16 protein-coding genes are annotated in these 16,881 nt (G+C 58.2%); 6 read left to right on the top strand and 10 right to left on the bottom strand.

Features of this window, described 5'->3' with window-relative positions; all coding sequences use genetic code 11:
• Positions 1 to 16: 16 nt before the first annotated feature.
• The gene (cobT, locus tag Q0775_RS01545) at positions 17 to 1,894 is read right to left on the bottom strand and encodes a cobaltochelatase subunit CobT (RefSeq protein ID WP_298857496.1); all 1,878 of its coding nucleotides are present in this window, start codon (positions 1,892 to 1,894) and stop codon (positions 17 to 19) included.
• Between the two features lie 318 nt (positions 1,895 to 2,212).
• On the opposite strand from cobT, the gene Q0775_RS01540 reads away from it, so the two are divergent.
• Positions 2,213 to 2,494 (top strand): hypothetical protein, encoded by a 282-nt coding sequence (locus tag Q0775_RS01540; protein ID WP_298857491.1) that lies wholly within the window; start codon positions 2,213 to 2,215, stop codon positions 2,492 to 2,494.
• 74 nt (positions 2,495 to 2,568) lie between these two features.
• Here the strand turns inward: Q0775_RS01540 and cobS are convergent, their stop codons facing one another.
• Complete coding sequence (gene cobS, locus Q0775_RS01535; protein WP_298857489.1) at positions 2,569 to 3,555, bottom strand: cobaltochelatase subunit CobS; 987 nt, start codon at positions 3,553 to 3,555, stop codon at positions 2,569 to 2,571.
• Positions 3,556 to 4,239: 684 nt separating this feature from the next.
• Positions 4,240 to 4,866: a J domain-containing protein gene (locus Q0775_RS01530; protein ID WP_298857487.1), complete on the bottom strand. Its 627-nt coding sequence runs from the start codon at positions 4,864 to 4,866 to the stop codon at positions 4,240 to 4,242.
• A gap of 94 nt (positions 4,867 to 4,960) precedes the next feature.
• Here Q0775_RS01530 and Q0775_RS01525 point away from each other — a divergent pair, with 94 nt between their 5' ends.
• Complete coding sequence (locus Q0775_RS01525) at positions 4,961 to 5,218, top strand: BolA family protein (RefSeq protein ID WP_298857485.1); 258 nt, start codon at positions 4,961 to 4,963, stop codon at positions 5,216 to 5,218.
• On the opposite strand, the gene Q0775_RS01520 is transcribed toward Q0775_RS01525, so the two are convergent.
• The 4 genes from Q0775_RS01520 to Q0775_RS01505 form a co-directional block, all read right to left on the bottom strand.
• Positions 5,215 to 5,700 carry a hypothetical protein gene (locus tag Q0775_RS01520; RefSeq protein ID WP_298857483.1) on the bottom strand — a complete coding sequence of 162 codons (486 nt, stop codon included), beginning with the start codon at positions 5,698 to 5,700 and terminating at the stop codon, positions 5,215 to 5,217. The genes Q0775_RS01525 and Q0775_RS01520 overlap by 4 nt on opposite strands.
• A gap of 331 nt (positions 5,701 to 6,031) precedes the next feature.
• Positions 6,032 to 7,951 (bottom strand): hypothetical protein, encoded by a 1,920-nt coding sequence (locus tag Q0775_RS01515; RefSeq protein ID WP_298857481.1) that lies wholly within the window; start codon positions 7,949 to 7,951, stop codon positions 6,032 to 6,034.
• Between the two features lie 171 nt (positions 7,952 to 8,122).
• Positions 8,123 to 8,599: a thioesterase family protein gene (locus Q0775_RS01510; protein WP_298857479.1), complete on the bottom strand. Its 477-nt coding sequence runs from the start codon at positions 8,597 to 8,599 to the stop codon at positions 8,123 to 8,125.
• A 77-nt stretch (positions 8,600 to 8,676) separates the two neighbouring features.
• Complete coding sequence (locus Q0775_RS01505; RefSeq protein ID WP_298857477.1) at positions 8,677 to 9,357, bottom strand: YafY family protein; 681 nt, start codon at positions 9,355 to 9,357, stop codon at positions 8,677 to 8,679.
• A 65-nt stretch (positions 9,358 to 9,422) separates the two neighbouring features.
• On the opposite strand from Q0775_RS01505, the gene Q0775_RS01500 reads away from it, so the two are divergent.
• A complete protein-coding gene (locus tag Q0775_RS01500) occupies positions 9,423 to 9,896 on the top strand; it encodes a hypothetical protein (protein ID WP_298857475.1) in 474 nt (157 codons plus the stop codon).
• Between the two features lie 136 nt (positions 9,897 to 10,032).
• Entirely contained in the window at positions 10,033 to 10,443 is a 411-nt protein-coding gene (locus Q0775_RS01495) for a hypothetical protein (protein WP_298857473.1), read from the top strand.
• 80 nt (positions 10,444 to 10,523) lie between these two features.
• Here Q0775_RS01495 and gatB read toward each other — a convergent pair whose 3' ends face one another.
• Together gatB and rpiB are read right to left on the bottom strand one after the other, a co-directional pair.
• Positions 10,524 to 12,035, bottom strand: a complete 1,512-nt coding sequence (gene gatB / locus Q0775_RS01490; RefSeq protein ID WP_298857471.1) for an Asp-tRNA(Asn)/Glu-tRNA(Gln) amidotransferase subunit GatB — start codon at positions 12,033 to 12,035, stop codon at positions 10,524 to 10,526.
• Between the two features lie 75 nt (positions 12,036 to 12,110).
• Entirely contained in the window at positions 12,111 to 12,560 is a 450-nt protein-coding gene (gene rpiB, locus Q0775_RS01485) for a ribose 5-phosphate isomerase B (protein ID WP_298857469.1), read from the bottom strand.
• 235 nt (positions 12,561 to 12,795) lie between these two features.
• Between rpiB and Q0775_RS01480 the strand changes: the two genes are divergently transcribed.
• Positions 12,796 to 13,185, top strand: a complete 390-nt coding sequence (locus Q0775_RS01480) for an SgcJ/EcaC family oxidoreductase (protein ID WP_298857468.1) — start codon at positions 12,796 to 12,798, stop codon at positions 13,183 to 13,185.
• A gap of 145 nt (positions 13,186 to 13,330) precedes the next feature.
• Positions 13,331 to 14,782, top strand: coding sequence for an amidase (locus tag Q0775_RS01475; RefSeq protein WP_298857466.1), 1,452 nt, complete (start codon positions 13,331 to 13,333; stop codon positions 14,780 to 14,782).
• Here the strand turns inward: Q0775_RS01475 and Q0775_RS01470 are convergent.
• A complete protein-coding gene (locus tag Q0775_RS01470; RefSeq protein WP_298857464.1) occupies positions 14,779 to 16,824 on the bottom strand; it encodes an NADH:flavin oxidoreductase in 2,046 nt (681 codons plus the stop codon). The genes Q0775_RS01475 and Q0775_RS01470 overlap by 4 nt on opposite strands.
• Positions 16,825 to 16,881 lie beyond the last annotated feature (57 nt).

Here is a 16,881-nt window from a genome sequence, read left to right as displayed (position 1 = left end):
TTCAAATCCCGTAGGATCAGCTAACGCGGCGCATGCCCATGACACGTGCACGTTTACGTGGGTCCGTATCAAAGAGTGATGCCAACTGCTCCGTCATTGCGCCTGCCAGCTGCTCCACATCGGTGATTGTCACAGCGCGGTCATAGTAGCGCGTGACGTCATGCCCGATGCCGATGGCCAACAGTTCGACTGCTTTCTTCTTTTCGACCATCGCGATGACATCACGCAGGTGCTTTTCCAGAAAGTTCGCAGGGTTCACAGACAAAGTGCTGTCATCCACAGGGGCACCGTCAGAAATCACCATCAGGATTTTGCGCGATTCCGAGCGTGCCATCATACGGCGGTGCGCCCATTCCAGCGCCTCCCCGTCGATGTTCTCCTTGAGCAGACCCTCTTTCATCATCAGCCCCAGATTGGGCCGCGTCCGACGCCATGGGGCGTCAGCGGATTTATAAATGATGTGGCGCAGATCGTTGAGCCGACCCGGACCTGTTGGGCGGCCATCGTTGAGCCAATGCTCACGTGCTTGGCCGCCTTTCCATGCGCGGGTGGTAAAGCCGAGGATTTCGACCTTCACATTACACCGCTCAAGCGTGCGCGCGAGAACATCGGCACAAATGGCCGCAATGGAAATAGGCCGCCCGCGCATGGAACCGGAGTTATCCAAAAGCAGCGTCACAACCGTATCGCGGAATTCAGTGTCTTTCTCGACCTTAAAGCTGAGCGGCGTTGTAGGACTTGCCACAATCCGCGCCAGACGGCCCGCGTCCAGCGTGCCTTCCTCCAGATCAAACTCCCACGAGCGGTTCTGTTGGGCCTGAAGCCGGCGTTGCAGTTTGTTTGCCAGACGGCTCACTGCGCCCTTGAGCGGCTCAAGCTGTTGATCAAGATAGGCACGCAAACGCTCAAGCTCGACAGGTTCGGCCAGTTCCTCTGCGCCGACAACTTCGTCATCTTCGGTGCGATATACAGTATAATTTGGATCTGCGTCCGAGACGGGCTGCGGGGCAGGCGGCTCCATCGGGGCCTCGCCCTCAGGCATCTCGGCCTCATCCCCCATTTCCTGATCGGCCATCTCGTCCATGGACACTTGGGCTTGGGAGGCGTCTTGCTGCTCTTCCTGGCTTTGCTCAGGGGAGGCGTCTGCATCCTCCTCATCCTGATCGTCGTTGCCTGTGCTGTCAGGATCGTCCTCTTCCTCGGCTCCTTCTTCGGCCTGATCCTCCTGATCATCGTCGGTGCCATCGGGATCATCGCCCAGTTGATCAGCATAACCCAAATCGGTGATGATCTGACGCGAGAATTTGGCAAAAGCGGCCTGATCCTCAAGCGCGTTTTCCAGATCGTCTAACGTGCCGCCGCAGTTTTCCTCGATATAGCCGCGCCACAGCTCCATCACGTTTTCCGCACCCGCAGGCATGTCGCGCCCCGTGGCCAGATGGCGCACCAGATATCCCGCCGCCACAGCCAGCGGTACGTCGGAGGCGGATTTCGCCTGATCATAGCCCTTACGCAGGGCCTCGTGCTTGATCTTGGCGTCAATGTTGCCAGCGGTGCCAGGCATGTCGCGTGCACCAACCGCCTCACAGCGGGCAGTCTCCATCGCTTCATACAAATCACGCGCCATCTCACCCTGAGGCTCATAGCGGGCATGGGTTTGCCCGTTGTGATAGCGGCGGTTGAGCGCCAGCGCATCCGCTGTGCCTCGTGCCAGCATCACTTCATCTCGCGTCATGCGCCGCGTCACCTGTGGCAGGCGCATTGCGTCACCCGACAGGCCTGAGGGGTCGACGGAATAGCTCACCGTTAGGTCAGGATCATTCGCCATAACCTTGGAGGCTTCTGCGAGGGCCTTTTTGAAGGCATCTGCTGGATTGTCGGTTGGTTTATTCATTTGGACCTCGCCCCATATGGTTACAGAAGTTTTCGCAGGTTTTCAGGGCAGGGTCAAAGGACGCGAGCAGATAAACTAAAGATATCATTGGGAAGTCTTACTGCGAAATGCGAGGGGTGGGGCCGGATAAGCGAATTTGGAAGTCCTAACCAGAGAAAAAATTGGAAGTTTTCGCGTTTGCTAACAGAGGGTTGTGGGAATTTTCGCAGAAAATATGAAAAAATGCGGGAACAGATTTGGGGGCTCACCGTTGTATTACCAGAAGGCAAAACGCAGAAACGAAAATCTGCTAAAGCTATAATATTAAAGGAAAATACCATGACAAATCTGAGCAAAAACACCGCCCGCGCCGCACTGATCGCATTGATCGCTTCCGCACCGATGGCAGCTTTGGCAGAAATCAAAACCGGTTCCCCAGCACAATCGGTAGCCGCAGACCCAAATGAGTATGTCGAGCCAGACACAGGTGCGAACACTGCTGGCGAATCCATGGAGGATACGCCGAAAGCAGACCAAGGCAGCGAAGCATATAAGCCTGCCGACGTAGTCGATGATATCGACGGCTCGCTGATTGAGGATGACGCAAAGCGTGACGGCTAAATTCTCACGACGGTGAAATAGTAAAGGCCTCGGTGTACGTCACCGAGGCCTTTTTTTGGTTTAATTTTATCGGTTTAGCCGAGACTAACACTGGCAGCGCTCTCGGGCAGCTCTTCGTTGAACAAGCGCTGATAGAATTCCGCCACGGTCTGGCGCTCCAACTCGTCACATTTGTTGAGGAAGCTGAGACGGAACGCATAGCCAACGTTATTGAAGATTTCCGAGTTTTGCGCCCATGCGATCACGGTACGCGGCGACATCACGGTGGACAAATCTCCGTTCATGAATGCCGTGCGCGTGAGGTCCGCAACTGTAACCATTTGCTTGACGATCTTACGGCCAGTCTCAGTGTTAAAATGCGGGTTTTTGGCAAGAACGATCGCTGTTTCTGCATCAATGCTGAGGTAGTTCAATGTAGATACAAGCGACCAGCGGTCCATCTGACCTTGGTTGATCTGCTGTGTGCCATGATAGAGGCCCGTAGTATCGCCCAAACCTACGGTGTTTGCGGTTGCAAAGATGCGGAAATACGGGTGGGGCGTGATCACCTTGTTTTGGTCAAGCAGTGTCAGCTTACCATCGGTTTCCAAAACACGCTGGATTACAAACATAACATCCGCACGGCCCGCATCGTATTCATCGAATACAATCGCAGTCGGCGTGCGCAATGCCCAAGGTAGAATGCCTTCTTGGAACGCTGTGACCTGTTTGCCGTCAACCAGCTTGATAGCATCTTTACCTATCAGATCGATCCGGCTGATGTGGCTGTCGAGGTTTACGCGCACGGTGGGCCAGTTCAGGCGGCTTGCCACCTGCTCAATGTGCGTCGATTTACCTGTTCCGTGATAGCCCTGCACCATAACGCGACGGTTATGCGAAAATCCTGCAAGGATCGCGAGTGTGGTGTCGGCGTCAAATTTATAAGTGCTGTCGAGGTCAGGCACACGATCCGTACGCTCCTCAAAGCCTTTGACGGTCATGTCTGAGTCGATGCCAAATACCTCGCGCACCGAGATATCCTTGGTCGGGGTTGCGTTGAGGTCCAGTCCGCCGTCAGCCATGTTTATTCATCCTAAATCTATCTGCCCCAGCAGGGGGCGTTCCAGTCTCCGATGCAACATATCGCGTGGAGGATCAAGGGAAAGGCCTAAATTGGTTTGGCTATAATGCCAGCTGTAATGCCAGCTGTGGGTCTAGGTGTGGTCTGTGTTAATGAAGAGGAGAACTATGGCTTCCTGTATGTGATACGGAACAAGGAACGCCAAGGTGAGGCATCATGGCGCATTTTGGTACGTGCAAAAGATTTCGCGCTGTTTTCGCTCTTGCTGTGGCAGGGGCGGATCTGATTGTGTCGCGTGCTATGGCCTTTATCGGTGGCCCCAATGCGCGATATCTACCGGACAACTGGTTGCATATTGCAGCGGTTCCGAGGGCGGCGATTGCGAGTTGATTGTGTTGTGGTGCTTTTGGAAATGCTGACCAGACAGGATGGCTCATCGCTTTGACTGGAAGTGTTGCGATGACCTTTGTCGGTGCGATCGTGGGCGCAATGATGTTCGGAGCCACTGTTGCTGATGGCAGCGGCTTCACCGATTTTCCCGCGCTCGGTTCGTAGCCATCATTGATGCCGCAGAAAGCCCTGCCGCCTTAAGTATCTGGTTGCTCTGCCTGGTTGGGCTTCATTCAATTGCAAGGCAGCTCAGGGCGCGTGGAGCAATCACATAAACCGCTCCACGTTTGATGCGCTAGTCCTTGAAGTTTCGGCTAGATTTCAGCTGATCCCAAGCCCACACGACTTGCTGTAGCTGCTCCTCCTGAGAGCGGTCGCCACCGTTCATGTCGGGATGAAGAACCTTGATCAAGGATTTGTAAATCTTACGGATTTCTGGCTTGGTCAGGTTGTCTTTGGCATCCAGTACCTCAAGCGCCTTACGCTCCGTCGGGGGGAGACGACGCCCTGCTTGCGGCCCCTTGCCCGGATTTTGCGTGGCGTTGGCCCCCAGAACCTGATGCGGGTCCTCAATTCCCAAACGTGCCCAAGCACGGGCCTCGGGATCGCTCATCGGCTTGGTGGGACGGTCCCAAACCTTGTCCTCTGAGAGTTGCGCGTTCATCTCGGCTTCGGTTGTTCCGTGGAAGAAATTCCACTTGGTATTATATTCGCGCACATGCTGCTGGCAGAACCAGAAGTAGTCGTCCAGTACATCGGGCGCTTTGGGCGCGCGATATTTACCAGCCTCATCACAGCCGTCATGGTCACACACCCGCGTCGATGTCTCGGACGCACCGGACATGCCACGCCGTCCGCGCGGGTTCTTCTTCTTTGCGGAAGATACGGACATATCAAAACCAAAGGGATCGTTCTTTCGCATGGGTATACCTTTCCGACTCAAGGCGATCATACTAGACGTGTGGTTGTCAGAGGGAAGGGGGGGATTGGAAATAATCGTCCCCGCAGGAGGGTTTATGTTGGTTAAAGACGAGATTGAGGCCGTGCTGAAGGCGGCATTCACAACGACGCGGCTGGTGGTATCTGATGTGAGTGAAGCGCACAGAGGCCATGCAGGGTATCAGGAGGGGGGGCAATCGCACTTTGATGTGGCGATTACGGCGCCCGAATTTGCGGGATTGAGCCGTGTGGCAAAACATCGCGCTGTGCATAGTGCGCTGGGGGCTGAATTAATCGGTCGTATCCATGCGTTGTCGCTGGATATCGCGCCTTAAGACTTTGTTTCGGGGTCTTTTTCCGAATCATCATCGTCCGTTTTCGCAGTGACGCTGCGGGCGCGGGCAAGGATGCTGAGGGAGGCGCCGATGTTGGCGTCGACTTGGGTGTCCTCCACGCCGTTATCGGGCAGCGGATCGTTGTCGGCATCCTCATTTTCAAAGGGCATTTCAAGAGGTTGATCCTCGTCCTCATCGCTGTGCATTGGGGCAGGGAGCAGCTCTGGCTGGAACTCGGAGGCGTCTCCTTCGCGCAGGCGGCGGAAGACCAGCACATTGCGCCACTCGGTGGTGGTGCCAGTGAGGCCTGACCGCTCGACCGAGGGGAGGGTCTCGGCGCGCTGGTATTCCCAGCCGTAGCCTGCCATGCCGTTCATAAGCTCTTGAACCGCAAAGGAAAACTTTGCCTCTGCACCGCGCACGCCTTTGCCCTTGATCCCCTTGGTTGGGGCGGGAACGACCTTGTATTCGTAACGGGGCATGGGCGGACCTTTGGTGATTTGGAGTGTTTTAGCGCGGGGGGGGATGAAAGGGAACAGGGTTTGTAAAATTGGGGGTGCTATGCGTACACCCCGCGTACACCCCCTGTACACCGTGTGGCGCACTGCTTGCGTGGACTGGGTTTTTACCGTTGGGCGGTGAAACTGTTCACGGATTGGTTTTTGGGAAGTCTCCTCATTCCCCTGTGCACGGTGTGGTGTTTTTGGGTGGCGTGGTGCGGGAGTTTTTTTAGGGTGGTTTTGTGGGGTGGGGGTGGAATGAGTTTATTAGCAAAATGAAGAAGGCGTTTTGGGTGTGTTGTTTTGGAGCAGGTCAGGCGGGCGGGAGGGCGTCGACTTTGGCTTGGATGTCGTCGCGGAGGTCGGTGGCTTTGGCGTGGTTATAGGACATGTGTTCGGGATCATATATGATGAGCGCGTTATCGACAGCTTCCAAAGCGGCGGTCAGGTGCGGAAGTGGATTGTTGCAGCTGTCATGATCCGCGCGCGTCTTTTCGCAGATCGCGATGTTTTCTTGAGTCATGGCCCAGTCCACCGGATGATCAGCGCGGGTTTGGACCTCAAGAGCGTTGCGGAAGGCGGTGACGGCTTGGGCCAGTAGGCCCGTGCCCTCGGCCCCCTTGGTATGGGTGCCTTGATAAGCTAATATGCTGCCAAGATTTTTTTGAGTCATGGCCCATTGCTCGGGGTAATCGACGCGGGTGCGGACCTCTAGGGCGCTGCGGCAAGCGATGATGGCTTCCGCCAGCACGTCGGCGCCCTTGGACCTCTGGGTGCGGATGCCTTGATCGGTCAAGGCGGTGGCGAGGTTGTTTTGGGTCATAGCCCATTCCACAGGTCGATTGACGCGATTGATGACCTCAAGAATGCTGCGGCAGGCAGTGACGGCCTGTGCTAACAGATCTGCGCGGTCGGCCCCTTGGGTGCGGATGCCTTGCTCGCTCAGAGCGTTGGCAAGATTGTTTAGCGTCATTGCGAATTCTAGGGGATGATCGGTGCGGTTGCGAGCCTCAAGGGATCTGCGGTAGGCGGTGACGGACGCAGTGAGCAGGTCTGTGCCCTCGACTCCTAGGGTGCGGATGCCTTGCTCTTGCAGGGCGTTTGCGAGAATGTTTTGTCCTTCGGCCCAAAGCGGCGGGTCTGCGGTATTTAGAGCCGCATCGAGTATAAGGTTAAGAAGCTCTGCGGCATAGCGCAGGCCATCATCGCCGTAGCGCAGCCCGTGCTTTCGCAGAATTCCAGAATATTTCATTATTCGCTTGCGGGCAGGCTCAAGCGGATCAACAGCGGCGAAGCTGTCCGCGGCGGCGGAGAGGTAGCGGTAGGCGTCTTCGACTTTGCCGCGCAGTAGGGCGGTGTTGGCGCGGATCTCAGATGATTTTGCGGCTTCTTCCAGTTCAGTTTCATGGACCATAGCCATGAGGTTTTCAACTTCTTCGAGGTCAACGCGTTCGATGGCGTCTTGAGCGGCGGCTTTTAGATTGGCGAGGTTGCGCATGGTTTCGGGGATGGCGTCGACTTCGGATTTCAGGGCCGCGTATTCGATGGCCTTGTCGCGGAGGAGCGGTAAGAGAGTAGCCTTGTCTGCATCTTCAGGCAGGCCAAAGCGGACGGCTAATTTTTGAAGGTCAGCTAAAGGCAACGCGTCGGGGTCTGTTGTTGATTTCAGGTGTGCAAGTATTTCGGCCATGCCGTCTTCAATGCGATCAATGCCGCCTTTCATCTCGCGCAGCATATCAGGGATTTCGAGGATGATCCGCTCACGCAGGGGGCCTAGTTGTGCGGTGAAGGCTGCATCGTTTAGCAGCTTCTCGAAGACGGGGTGCAGGACAGCGCGGAAGGCTGTGACATTCTGCGAGAGTGTGTAATCGGGTTGGCCGAGTTTGGCGAGGTGGGCAACCATTGCGTCGATCAGGGGCTTGGTCTGTTGTTTCGTATCAATGATGGTTTGGGCGCTTGGCATGCCAACGGCCACCATATCGGGAAGGGAGATTGCGGTATCGCCCTTGAGGTGGGTTTGTTCTGCGGTTTTTTCTTTAAGGAGTTTGGCGATTTGTCCTGCCATTCCCTTTTGTTCAGGGCGCATGCGTTTGGCGACTTCTTTGAGTGAGAGAGCGCCTGCAACCACTGTGCCGACTGCGGTGAGTGCGCCAACTGGTGTCGCCAGCGTGCCAGCGCAGACCAGTAGATTGGCGGTGTGAAGGTATTGGTCGTCTAGGATGCGTGCGATCATGTTTGTCTCCCCCAGTGATAGAGTTAGGGGGAGGACGTAATGAGTTCAACTAATTCGGGAGGATAGCGCGTTATTTTCGCACGACCCCGATCTTGTGGCCTGTGCGTTCGGAACGGAGGACGTGCGCAGTGAATGCGCACCCTACGGTGGCGGGTGTGGGGTTCGGCGGGGTTATTTGCGGGGTATGCCGATTTTGCGGCCTGCGCGGTCGGGGATGGGGAGGTGGGCTTGGGAGGCTTTCATGGCGGCCATGTTGGCCATGATGTCTTCGGGCATGGGGGCGACTTTTGGGGTCCCGCCTGATTGGTCGACGTGGAGGGTGAGGGCTTCGCCTGTGGCGGCGAGCCAGCCGTCGGCGTGCCAGAGTTCCTGGAAGACGTGGAAGCGTTTGGCGTCAAAGTCGATGAGGTGGAAGGTGGAGGTGACGCGGTCCCCTTCGTGCAATTCACGCACGTAGCAGATGTGGAATTCTGCCACATAGGTCGTGCAGCCTGTGCGGTCGCGGTAGTCGGGGCCGAAGCCCAGCAGAGGGTAGGCTTGATCCGCGCATTTATCCATCAGCACGGAGTAGTAGGCCATGTTGAGGTGGCCGTTGTAGTCGATCCATTCGGGCAGGACGGGCATGGGGGTGGAGCGGAATTCGTTCATGGAAGCCTCGTGTGGTCGATTTGATTGGGTGCAAGGTGCGGCAATCGGGGGCGGGATACAATCTGTGTTTCGCTAAATTAGAAGAGAGTGGCTGCGGCGACGGCCTCCGCTTTGTGATGGGTTTCCCATTGGGTGAGCAGTGCCGCGCCGTGGCCCGTGAAATGATGCGCATCGGGGGTGCAGGCCTGCATGCGGTCAAGGCGGAAGTGGCGGATGGCGTGGCGCAGCGTGCACCATGCGGCCAGCACTATGTTGTCGGCGTAGTAGATGAGCGCGAGCGGCCAAATTGTGCGGGTGGTCTGTATCGTTCTGCCGTCGGTGTAGGTGATGTTCAACGCTTGTTCCGTGCGGATGGCATCGCGGACAATCGGAGCGGTGGGATCGCTCGGCGTGCCCCAGCTGGAGGCGACAAGCTGTTGGGTTCCAGGGGCGATGGTGTGTAGTTTACGTGCTGCGCGGCGGGCGGCTTGCCAAAGCTCGGGATCGCCTGTGCGGATGATCATGGCGAGGCCGAGGGCGACTGCGTCTGCCTCGGTTGCGTCGAGGTTGAGCGGGGGCAGATCGTAGCCTGCGCGCATGACATAGCCCACACCTGCTTCGCCCAAAATGGGGATTTGGCGGGCTTGGAGAATGGCGATGTCGCGGTAGATGGTGCGCGGGGAGACTTCGAGCGTCTCGGCGATTTGGGCGGCACGGAGGGGTGATTTTGCGTGGCGCAGCATCTGGATGATCTCGAAGTAGCGGTCTGATTTTGGCATGGGTCCTCGTTGACTGCTGACAGTCTGTTGTCAGTAGGGGTGCGCTAGGACAGTGGAAATGTCAAATGAAGGAGAGCGTGATGGATGTGGATCAGATCAATGCGGGGCTGACAACCTGTGCGTTTGAGCCTGCGTGGATGGTGCGGGTGGAACTGGCGGAGCGCGATGATGCGCGGGTGCGTGAAGCGGTGTCTGCGGCGGTGGGGCTGCGCTATGGTGACTATCAGGGAGTGGCCTTCGAGAGCGGCGGAGGGATGCAGTTTTTCCAACCTTTGGAGGGCTCGGTCATGGGGGACAAGCCGCATTATGATGGCGAGATGTGGGATTTTACCCGCACGGTCGAGATGCCTGTGCGGGTGCTGTCCTTTCATCTGCCGCGCGATCCTGATGTGCTTGCCCGTGCGGTGGAGGCCGTGCGGCACAGCCATTCCTATGAGGAGCCGGTGATCAGCGTGCTGGAGGTGTTGTCCTGTCGCGCCGACGACAAGGACCAGCGCGACAACCTTAACAGGTGGTGGAATCGTGGCTTTGCAGTGTAGGGCACGGCCTGATTGTGCATTTGAGGGCACAGAGGGAAGGGTCTTGTTATTGCGGGGCTTAATGTGGGGCGGAGGCGGTGTAAGATCGCGGAAAAGCCTGCCGTTCGTGCGGGCGCATTGATTTGAGGAATATGTCATGACCAAAAAACTTGCCGCTGCATCCGCCCTTGCCCTGACACTCGCCCTGACGCTTGTTCGGCCAGCTGCGGCGGACCCTGCGGTCGGGTTCGGGCTGAGCCTGACTTTTGGCGGGGGTGAAGTGGATGCGGGTGTGGGTGTGGGCGTGCGCCTGTTCTCGGACGATGACGAGGACAGTTTTGCCGCGACTTTGGGGCTGGATTACATGCTCAAATCGCGGAGCATGCGGCCAACCGTGGGGGCGGCGTATTTGATGGATGACAGCTATATCGGGTTGGATATGGGGCTTGATTTACAGAGCCGCGAGTTTGATTTTGGTGTGGGAATTGGTGGGGTTAAAACGGAGGGGGATGATGCGGCTGCGCCCGTAGGAACTGGTGATTTCGGTGGCCCGAACGAAGTGTTCTAAGTCACCTCATAGCGGTGGCTTTGCGTATTATCTCATTTATTAAAAACTGGGCGCACTGATGGTGACGCCCAGTTTTCATCTCAGCCTTTGAGTTTGGCGGCGACCAGATCGTTCACCGCCTTCGGGTTGGCCTTGCCGCCTGTGGCTTTCATCACCTGACCGACGAACCAGCCTGCCAGCTTGGGGTTCTCGCGGGCTTTGGCCACTTGATCGGGGTTGGCGGCGATGATTTCGTCTACGGCGGCCTCGATGGCACCTGTGTCGGTGACTTGTTTGAGGCCTTCGGTCTCGACCACCTCCGCCGGATCGCGGCCTGTGGTGTAGGTGATCTCGAACACGTCTTTGCCGATTTTGCCGCTGATGGCGTCGCTGGCGATGAGGTCCACGATCCCGCCGAGCATGGCGGGGGTGACGGGGGACTCAGAGATGTCTTTTTCGTCCTTCTTGAGACGGCCAAACAGCTCGTTGATGACCCAGTTTGCGCACATCTTGCCGTCGCGGCCTTGGGCTGTTTCCTCGAAATAGCTTGAGCTGTCGAGGTCGGCGGTCAGCACACTTGCGTCATAGTCGGACAGGCCGAAGTCGTTGATGAAGCGGGCCTTTTTGGCGTCTGGAAGCTCTGGCAGAGTTGCTTGGATTTGGTCCACCCACGACTGCTCGATCTCCAGTGGCAGAAGGTCGGGGTCTGGGAAGTAGCGGTAGTCGTGTGCCTCTTCCTTGGACCGCATGGAGCGGGTTTCCTGCTTGTCTGGATCAAACAGGCGTGTTTCTTGGGTGACTTCACCGCCGCCCTCAACGATTGCGATCTGGCGTTTTGCTTCTACATCAATGGCTTGTTGGATGAAGCGCATGGAGTTCATGTTCTTGATCTCGCAGCGGGTGCCGAGGTGGGAGAAGTCGCCTGTGGCTGCATATTTCTCGTACTGGCCCGGCGCGCAAATGGAGACGTTGACGTCGGCGCGCATGGCACCGGACTGCATGTCGCCGTTACACGTCCCGAGGTAGCGCAGGATTTGGCGCAGTTTGGCGAGGTAGGCTGCGGCCTCTTCGGGGCCGCGAATGTCGGGGCGGCTCACGATTTCCATGAGCGCCACGCCTGTGCGGTTCAGATCGACGAAGGACATGTTAGGGTCCATGTCGTGGATGGATTTGCCCGCGTCCTGTTCAAGGTGGATACGCTCGACGCCGACCATGCGGGCCGTGCCATCGCCCATCTCGACCAGCACTTCACCTTCGCCCACGATGGGGTGGTAAAGCTGTGAAATCTGGTAGCCTTGCGGCAGGTCGGGGTAGAAATAGTTTTTGCGGTCAAAGGCAGACCAGAGGTTGATCTTTGCCTTGAGGCCGAGGCCTGTGCGCACCGCTTGCTCGACGCAGTATTCGTTCAGCGTGGGCAGCATGCCGGGCATGGCAGCATCCACAAAGGCAACATTGCTGTTCGGCTCTGCGCCAAATTTGGTGGAGGCGGCGGAGAAGAGTTTGGCGTTGGAGGAAACCTGCGCGTGCACCTCCATGCCGATGACAAGCTCCCAATCCTGTTTAGCCCCTGCAATGGTGCGGACTTTAGGTGTGTCATAGGTGAGGTCGAGCATGGGATGGCACCTTATCAATGGTTGTTGCGCTTTGGTTTAGCGGGGCGCAAGGGGTGGTTCAAGGGGCGGTGGGGTCTAGGCTTCGAGTGCGGTGATCATATCGACACGAGTGGCGTGGCGGCCGCCTTCGAATTGGGCACCCAGAAAGGCATCGACGATTTGGAGAGCCTGTGCCTCGTCCACAATACGTGCGCCAAGCGACAGCATGTTTGCGTCGTTATGCTCCCGGATCATCTGTGCAGAGAAGGTATCAGAGCAGACCCCGCAGCGGATGCCTTTTACCTTATTGGCGGCCATCATGATGCCCTGACCTGTCCCGCAAAGGATGATACCAAGGTCGCAATCGCCAGAGGCCACCAGATTGGCAGCGGCAGCGCCGTGTTGGGGGTAATGTGTGCTTTCGGGGGAGGTGGGGCCGATGTCGATGGCCTCATACCCTTGGGCGGTGATGTGCGCGGCGATGGCGCGGCGCAGGTCAATGGCGGCGTGATCGCTGGACAGGGCAATTCGGGTTTTGGCGGTCATGGGAAATCTCTCGGGTTATTGGTGCGCAGGCGCGTGTTGGCGGTCTTGTCTCACTGTCGTGCGGGGTTTTCAACGTCAAGATGGCACGAGGTGCCGGGCAATCGGTAAGCAAATGATTCTATTGGCTAGCGGGAAATGAGATAATTTGTTCAGTTCTCAACACTCCTGCCATTTTCTGTCACTAGAGGCTGTTAGACAGGTCATAGGAAAACAAACAGGCAAAGGAAGACAGACAATGGAAAACGCACAGATCAACGCAGTCGTCGAAGCGAATAACGCCGCAGTCGCAGCAGGGGATATGGAGGCGATCCTTGCCACTTTTGAACAGGGTGGCGCGATGCAGGGCCAGCCAGGGATGGTGGCGCAAGGAACTGACGCTTTGCGCGGGGCGTTCGGGCATTTCATCGGGATGAAGCCACAGATCAGCGTGAAAGCACATGAGATTATCCAGACCGGCGACATCGCACTGCACTCCTCGACTTGGGATATGAAAATGACTGCACCTGACGGATCAGAAATCGAGCAGAGCGGGTTTTCGGTGGTGGTACTGCGCAGGCAGGCGGACGGGTGCTGGCTGATGGTGATCGACAATCCGTTCGGGGCGCATCTGATGGCGCAGGGCTGAACAACTCAAAAAATAGCGGTCAAGAGGCTCTGGCAGTTGTCGGGGCCTTTTGGCGTTTTGGAGCGGGCGCGCGGAAAGTGCTTTTGTCGGGCGGGGTGAGGTGCCTATGCTGGGGCAACACCGCATTTTGCTAAAGGAACACGCCATGATCGCACAGACACCGCCTGACGCCACCCATCTTGCATCTCTTGTGGCGACGGGGGCGGCGTCACCTGACGAGTTGTTGGATGAGGCGCTGGCGCGGGTGGCGGCACTGAACCCTGCGCTCAACGCAGTGGTGCTGATGCAAGAGGAGGTCGCGCGGCAGGCGATCAAGGACGGGCTGCCCGAGGGGCCGTTCAAAGGTGTGCCGTTTCTGATAAAGGATTTGAGCGCGGAGGCGATTGATTTCCCGACGCATAGCGGCTCGAACCTGCTTAAAAACACGCGCTACACCTATGACAGCGAGATTTACCGCAGGATGCGGGCGACGGGGGTTGTGACATTCGGGCGGACGACTTCCCCCGAGGGCGGCGTGGGGCCTGTGACAGAGGCGGCGGTTTATGGCGGGCCTACGCGCAACCCGTGGGATGTGACGCGCACCAGTGGCGGATCGTCGGGCGGTGCGGGGGCCGCAGTGGCGGCGGGGATTGTGCCGATGGCCCATGGCTCGGATGGGGGCGGGTCGGTGCGTATTCCCGCGTCGAGTTGCGGTTTGTTTGGTTTCAAGGCAACGCGGGCGCGGTTCCCTGACGGGCCTGCCTCTGGCGAGGGTTGGGGCGGGATGGCGATTGACGGCTTCCTCAGCCGCTCAGTGCGCGATAATGCGGCGATGATGGATGCCTGTGCGGGGCCTGATCTGGGCGCGCCCTATGCGGCACCTGCGATGGAAACGACCTATAGTGCCGCGATCACAATGCCGCCGAGGCGCTTGCGGGTAGGAGTGTGTGAGACGCGATTTACGGGTGGTGCAATTCATCCCGAGTGCCGCAACGCGGTGAATAAGACGGCGCATATCCTTGAGGGTTTGGGGCATGACGTCGTTCCCGCCTGTCCGTCGGCAGATCATGACGGGATGATGCGGGCATGGACCAAGATTGTGGCCTGTGGCACGGCGCTGTGGATCGAAAAGACACTGAAATCCAAAGGGCGCGGGATGCAGCAGGGGGATGTGCAGGGCGTTGCAGCAAGCGGGGTTGAATTTGCGCGTGGGATTTCGGGTGCTGAGTATCTGGAGGCAGTCAACAAAGTGCATGCCTACGGGCGCGAGATGGCAGCGGCGTTTGGTGATTATGACATTTTGCTGTCGGCCACATTGGCAGAGCCACCCGCAGCGGTGGGCCGCTTTACCCATGAGCGCGATGATTACGAGAATTACCGTGTGGGCAAAGGCGGCGTGTTTGAATATTCGCCGTTTTGCGCGACCTTCAACGCCAGTGGACAGCCCGCGGCGACTGTGCCGATGCATTGGACGGCGGATGGCCTGCCTGTGGGTGTGCATCTGGCGGCCCCGTTCGGGGCGGATGCCGAACTGATCGCGGTCTGTGCCGAGTTGGAGAAGGCGGCCCCATGGGCGCACCGCTTGCCGCAGATGGTGCAGGACTATCTGGCGTCCTAGATATCTTTGACCAGCCGCAGGGCATCATAGATCGCAGCGTGGATGTTGCGCGCCGAGACGGCGTCACCGATGCGGAACAGCTGGTATGTGCCAGCGTCATTGCGGGTGAGGGTCTGGGGCGTGCCAGCGATTAGGGCGTCCTGATCCACCGCGCCGCCATTGCTGCTGAGCGGTTTTAGGTCGAAATAGAGGTCATCCAGCGGCAGTGTGCCGTAGTTGACGATGACCTGATCGTACGTCCGCAGGTCGGTATGATCGCTGTAATCGGTGCCGATGGTCGCGGTGAGTTTGTTGCCGTCCTTTGCCACGCCGAGCAGGCGGCGGGTGACGGTGAAGGTCACGTCCTTGTCCTGCAAGCTGCGCATATAGGGGACGAGGTTCATCGCCATGATGTCGGGAGCGAAGGTGCGATCAGGGGTCATAATCTCGACCTTTGCGCCAGAATTAGCGGCGATTTCAGCCGCTTGGAGCGCGGGGTGATCGCCGCTCTCATCGTAAATCAGGATATTCTGGGCGGGGCGCACATCGCCTGCGATGATGTCCCACGCGCTGACGACATGGGCGGCCTCGGTGCCTGTTTCGAACAGCTCAAGATTGGGGATGCCGCCCGTGGCGACGATGACCACGTCGGGGTTTAGGGAAGTGATATCATCGGCTTCGGCCCATGTGTTGAAATGGAACACCACATCGCGCGCGGCACATTGTGACATGCGCCAGTCGATGATCGAGATCATCTCGCGGCGGCGCGGGGTTTGGGCTGTGAGGCGGATTTGACCACCCGGATCGGGCTGGGCCTCAAAGACGGTGACGCGGTGGCCGCGCTCTGCCGCGATGCGGGCAGCTTCCAGTCCTGCGGGGCCTGCGCCGATAATGACAACTTTGCGCTGTGTTTCGGCGGGGGCAATCGTGTGGGGCATGGTGAGTTCGCGGCCTGTGGCGGCGTTGTGGATGCACAGGGCATCGCCCGCCTGATAGATGCGATCAAGGCAGTAGGTGGCGCCTACGCAGGGGCGGATGTCATGCTCGCGCCCCTCCATGATTTTCTGCACCACATGGGGGTCAGCCATATGGGCGCGGGTCATGCCGACCATATCCAGCAATCCAGCCTCGATTGCATGGCGTGCAGTTGCCACATCGGGGATTTTGGCAGCATGGAACGTTGGCATGCCTGTGCGTTTCTTGACTTCACCCGCAAAGTCGAGATGGGGTGCGCCCTTCATGCCCTGAATGGGGATCAGATCAGTCATGGCGGGATCGGTATGGATGCGGCCACGGATCACGTTGAGAAAATCAAGCTGGCCTGTCGCTGCCAGCTTTTCGGAGATGAGCAGGCCTTCCTCGGGGGTGATGCCGCCCTTTTGCGCCTCGTCCGCCGTATAGCGGAAGCCGACGATGAATTCCGCGCCCACACGCTTGCGTATGGCGGCAAGAACATCAAGCGGGAAGCGCATACGGTTTTCCAGCGTGTCAGCACCGTAGGGCCCCGTCAGGTCATTGGTCAAAGGCGACCAGAATTGGTCAAGCAGGTGGCCATAAACTTGAAGTTCGATCCCGTCCATGCCGCCTGCCTTCATCCGCTCGGCGGCGTCGGCGAAGTCGGTGATGATGCGGTCGATGTCCCAATCTTCGATCAGTTTGGGGAAGGCGCGGTGGGCGGGTTCGCGGTGTTTTGACGACGAGACGGAAGGCAGCCAGTCGCCCTTGTTCCAAGTGGTGCGGCGGCCCAGATGCGTCAGCTGGATCATCGTGGCGCAGCCGTGCTCGTGGCAGGCATCGGTGAGGTTCTGGATCCATGGCACCACCTCGTCGCGGTAGGCGAGGATGTTGTTGAACACAGGCGGGCTGTCGCGGGACACGGCCGCCGAGCCTGCGGTCATGGCAAGGGCGACGCCCGCCTTAGCGCGCTCCGCGTGATAAGCGCGGTAGCGGTCTTTGGGCATGCCGTCCTCGGGATAGGCGGGTTCATGGCTGGTGGTCATAATGCGGTTTTTGAGCGTCAGATGTTTGAGCTGGAACGGTTGGAGCAGGGGATCATTTGTCATCTGGCATTTCTCGCGATCAGGGGTGTTTGTCACAGCTTTGCACAGGTGTTTGCTCTG

The organism is uncultured Sulfitobacter sp. (genome assembly GCF_947499945.1).
Classification (GTDB): Bacteria; Pseudomonadota; Alphaproteobacteria; order Rhodobacterales; family Rhodobacteraceae; genus Sulfitobacter.
Note: the sequence above shows the minus strand (reverse complement) of the source record. Positions and strands in the feature narration are given on the sequence as shown.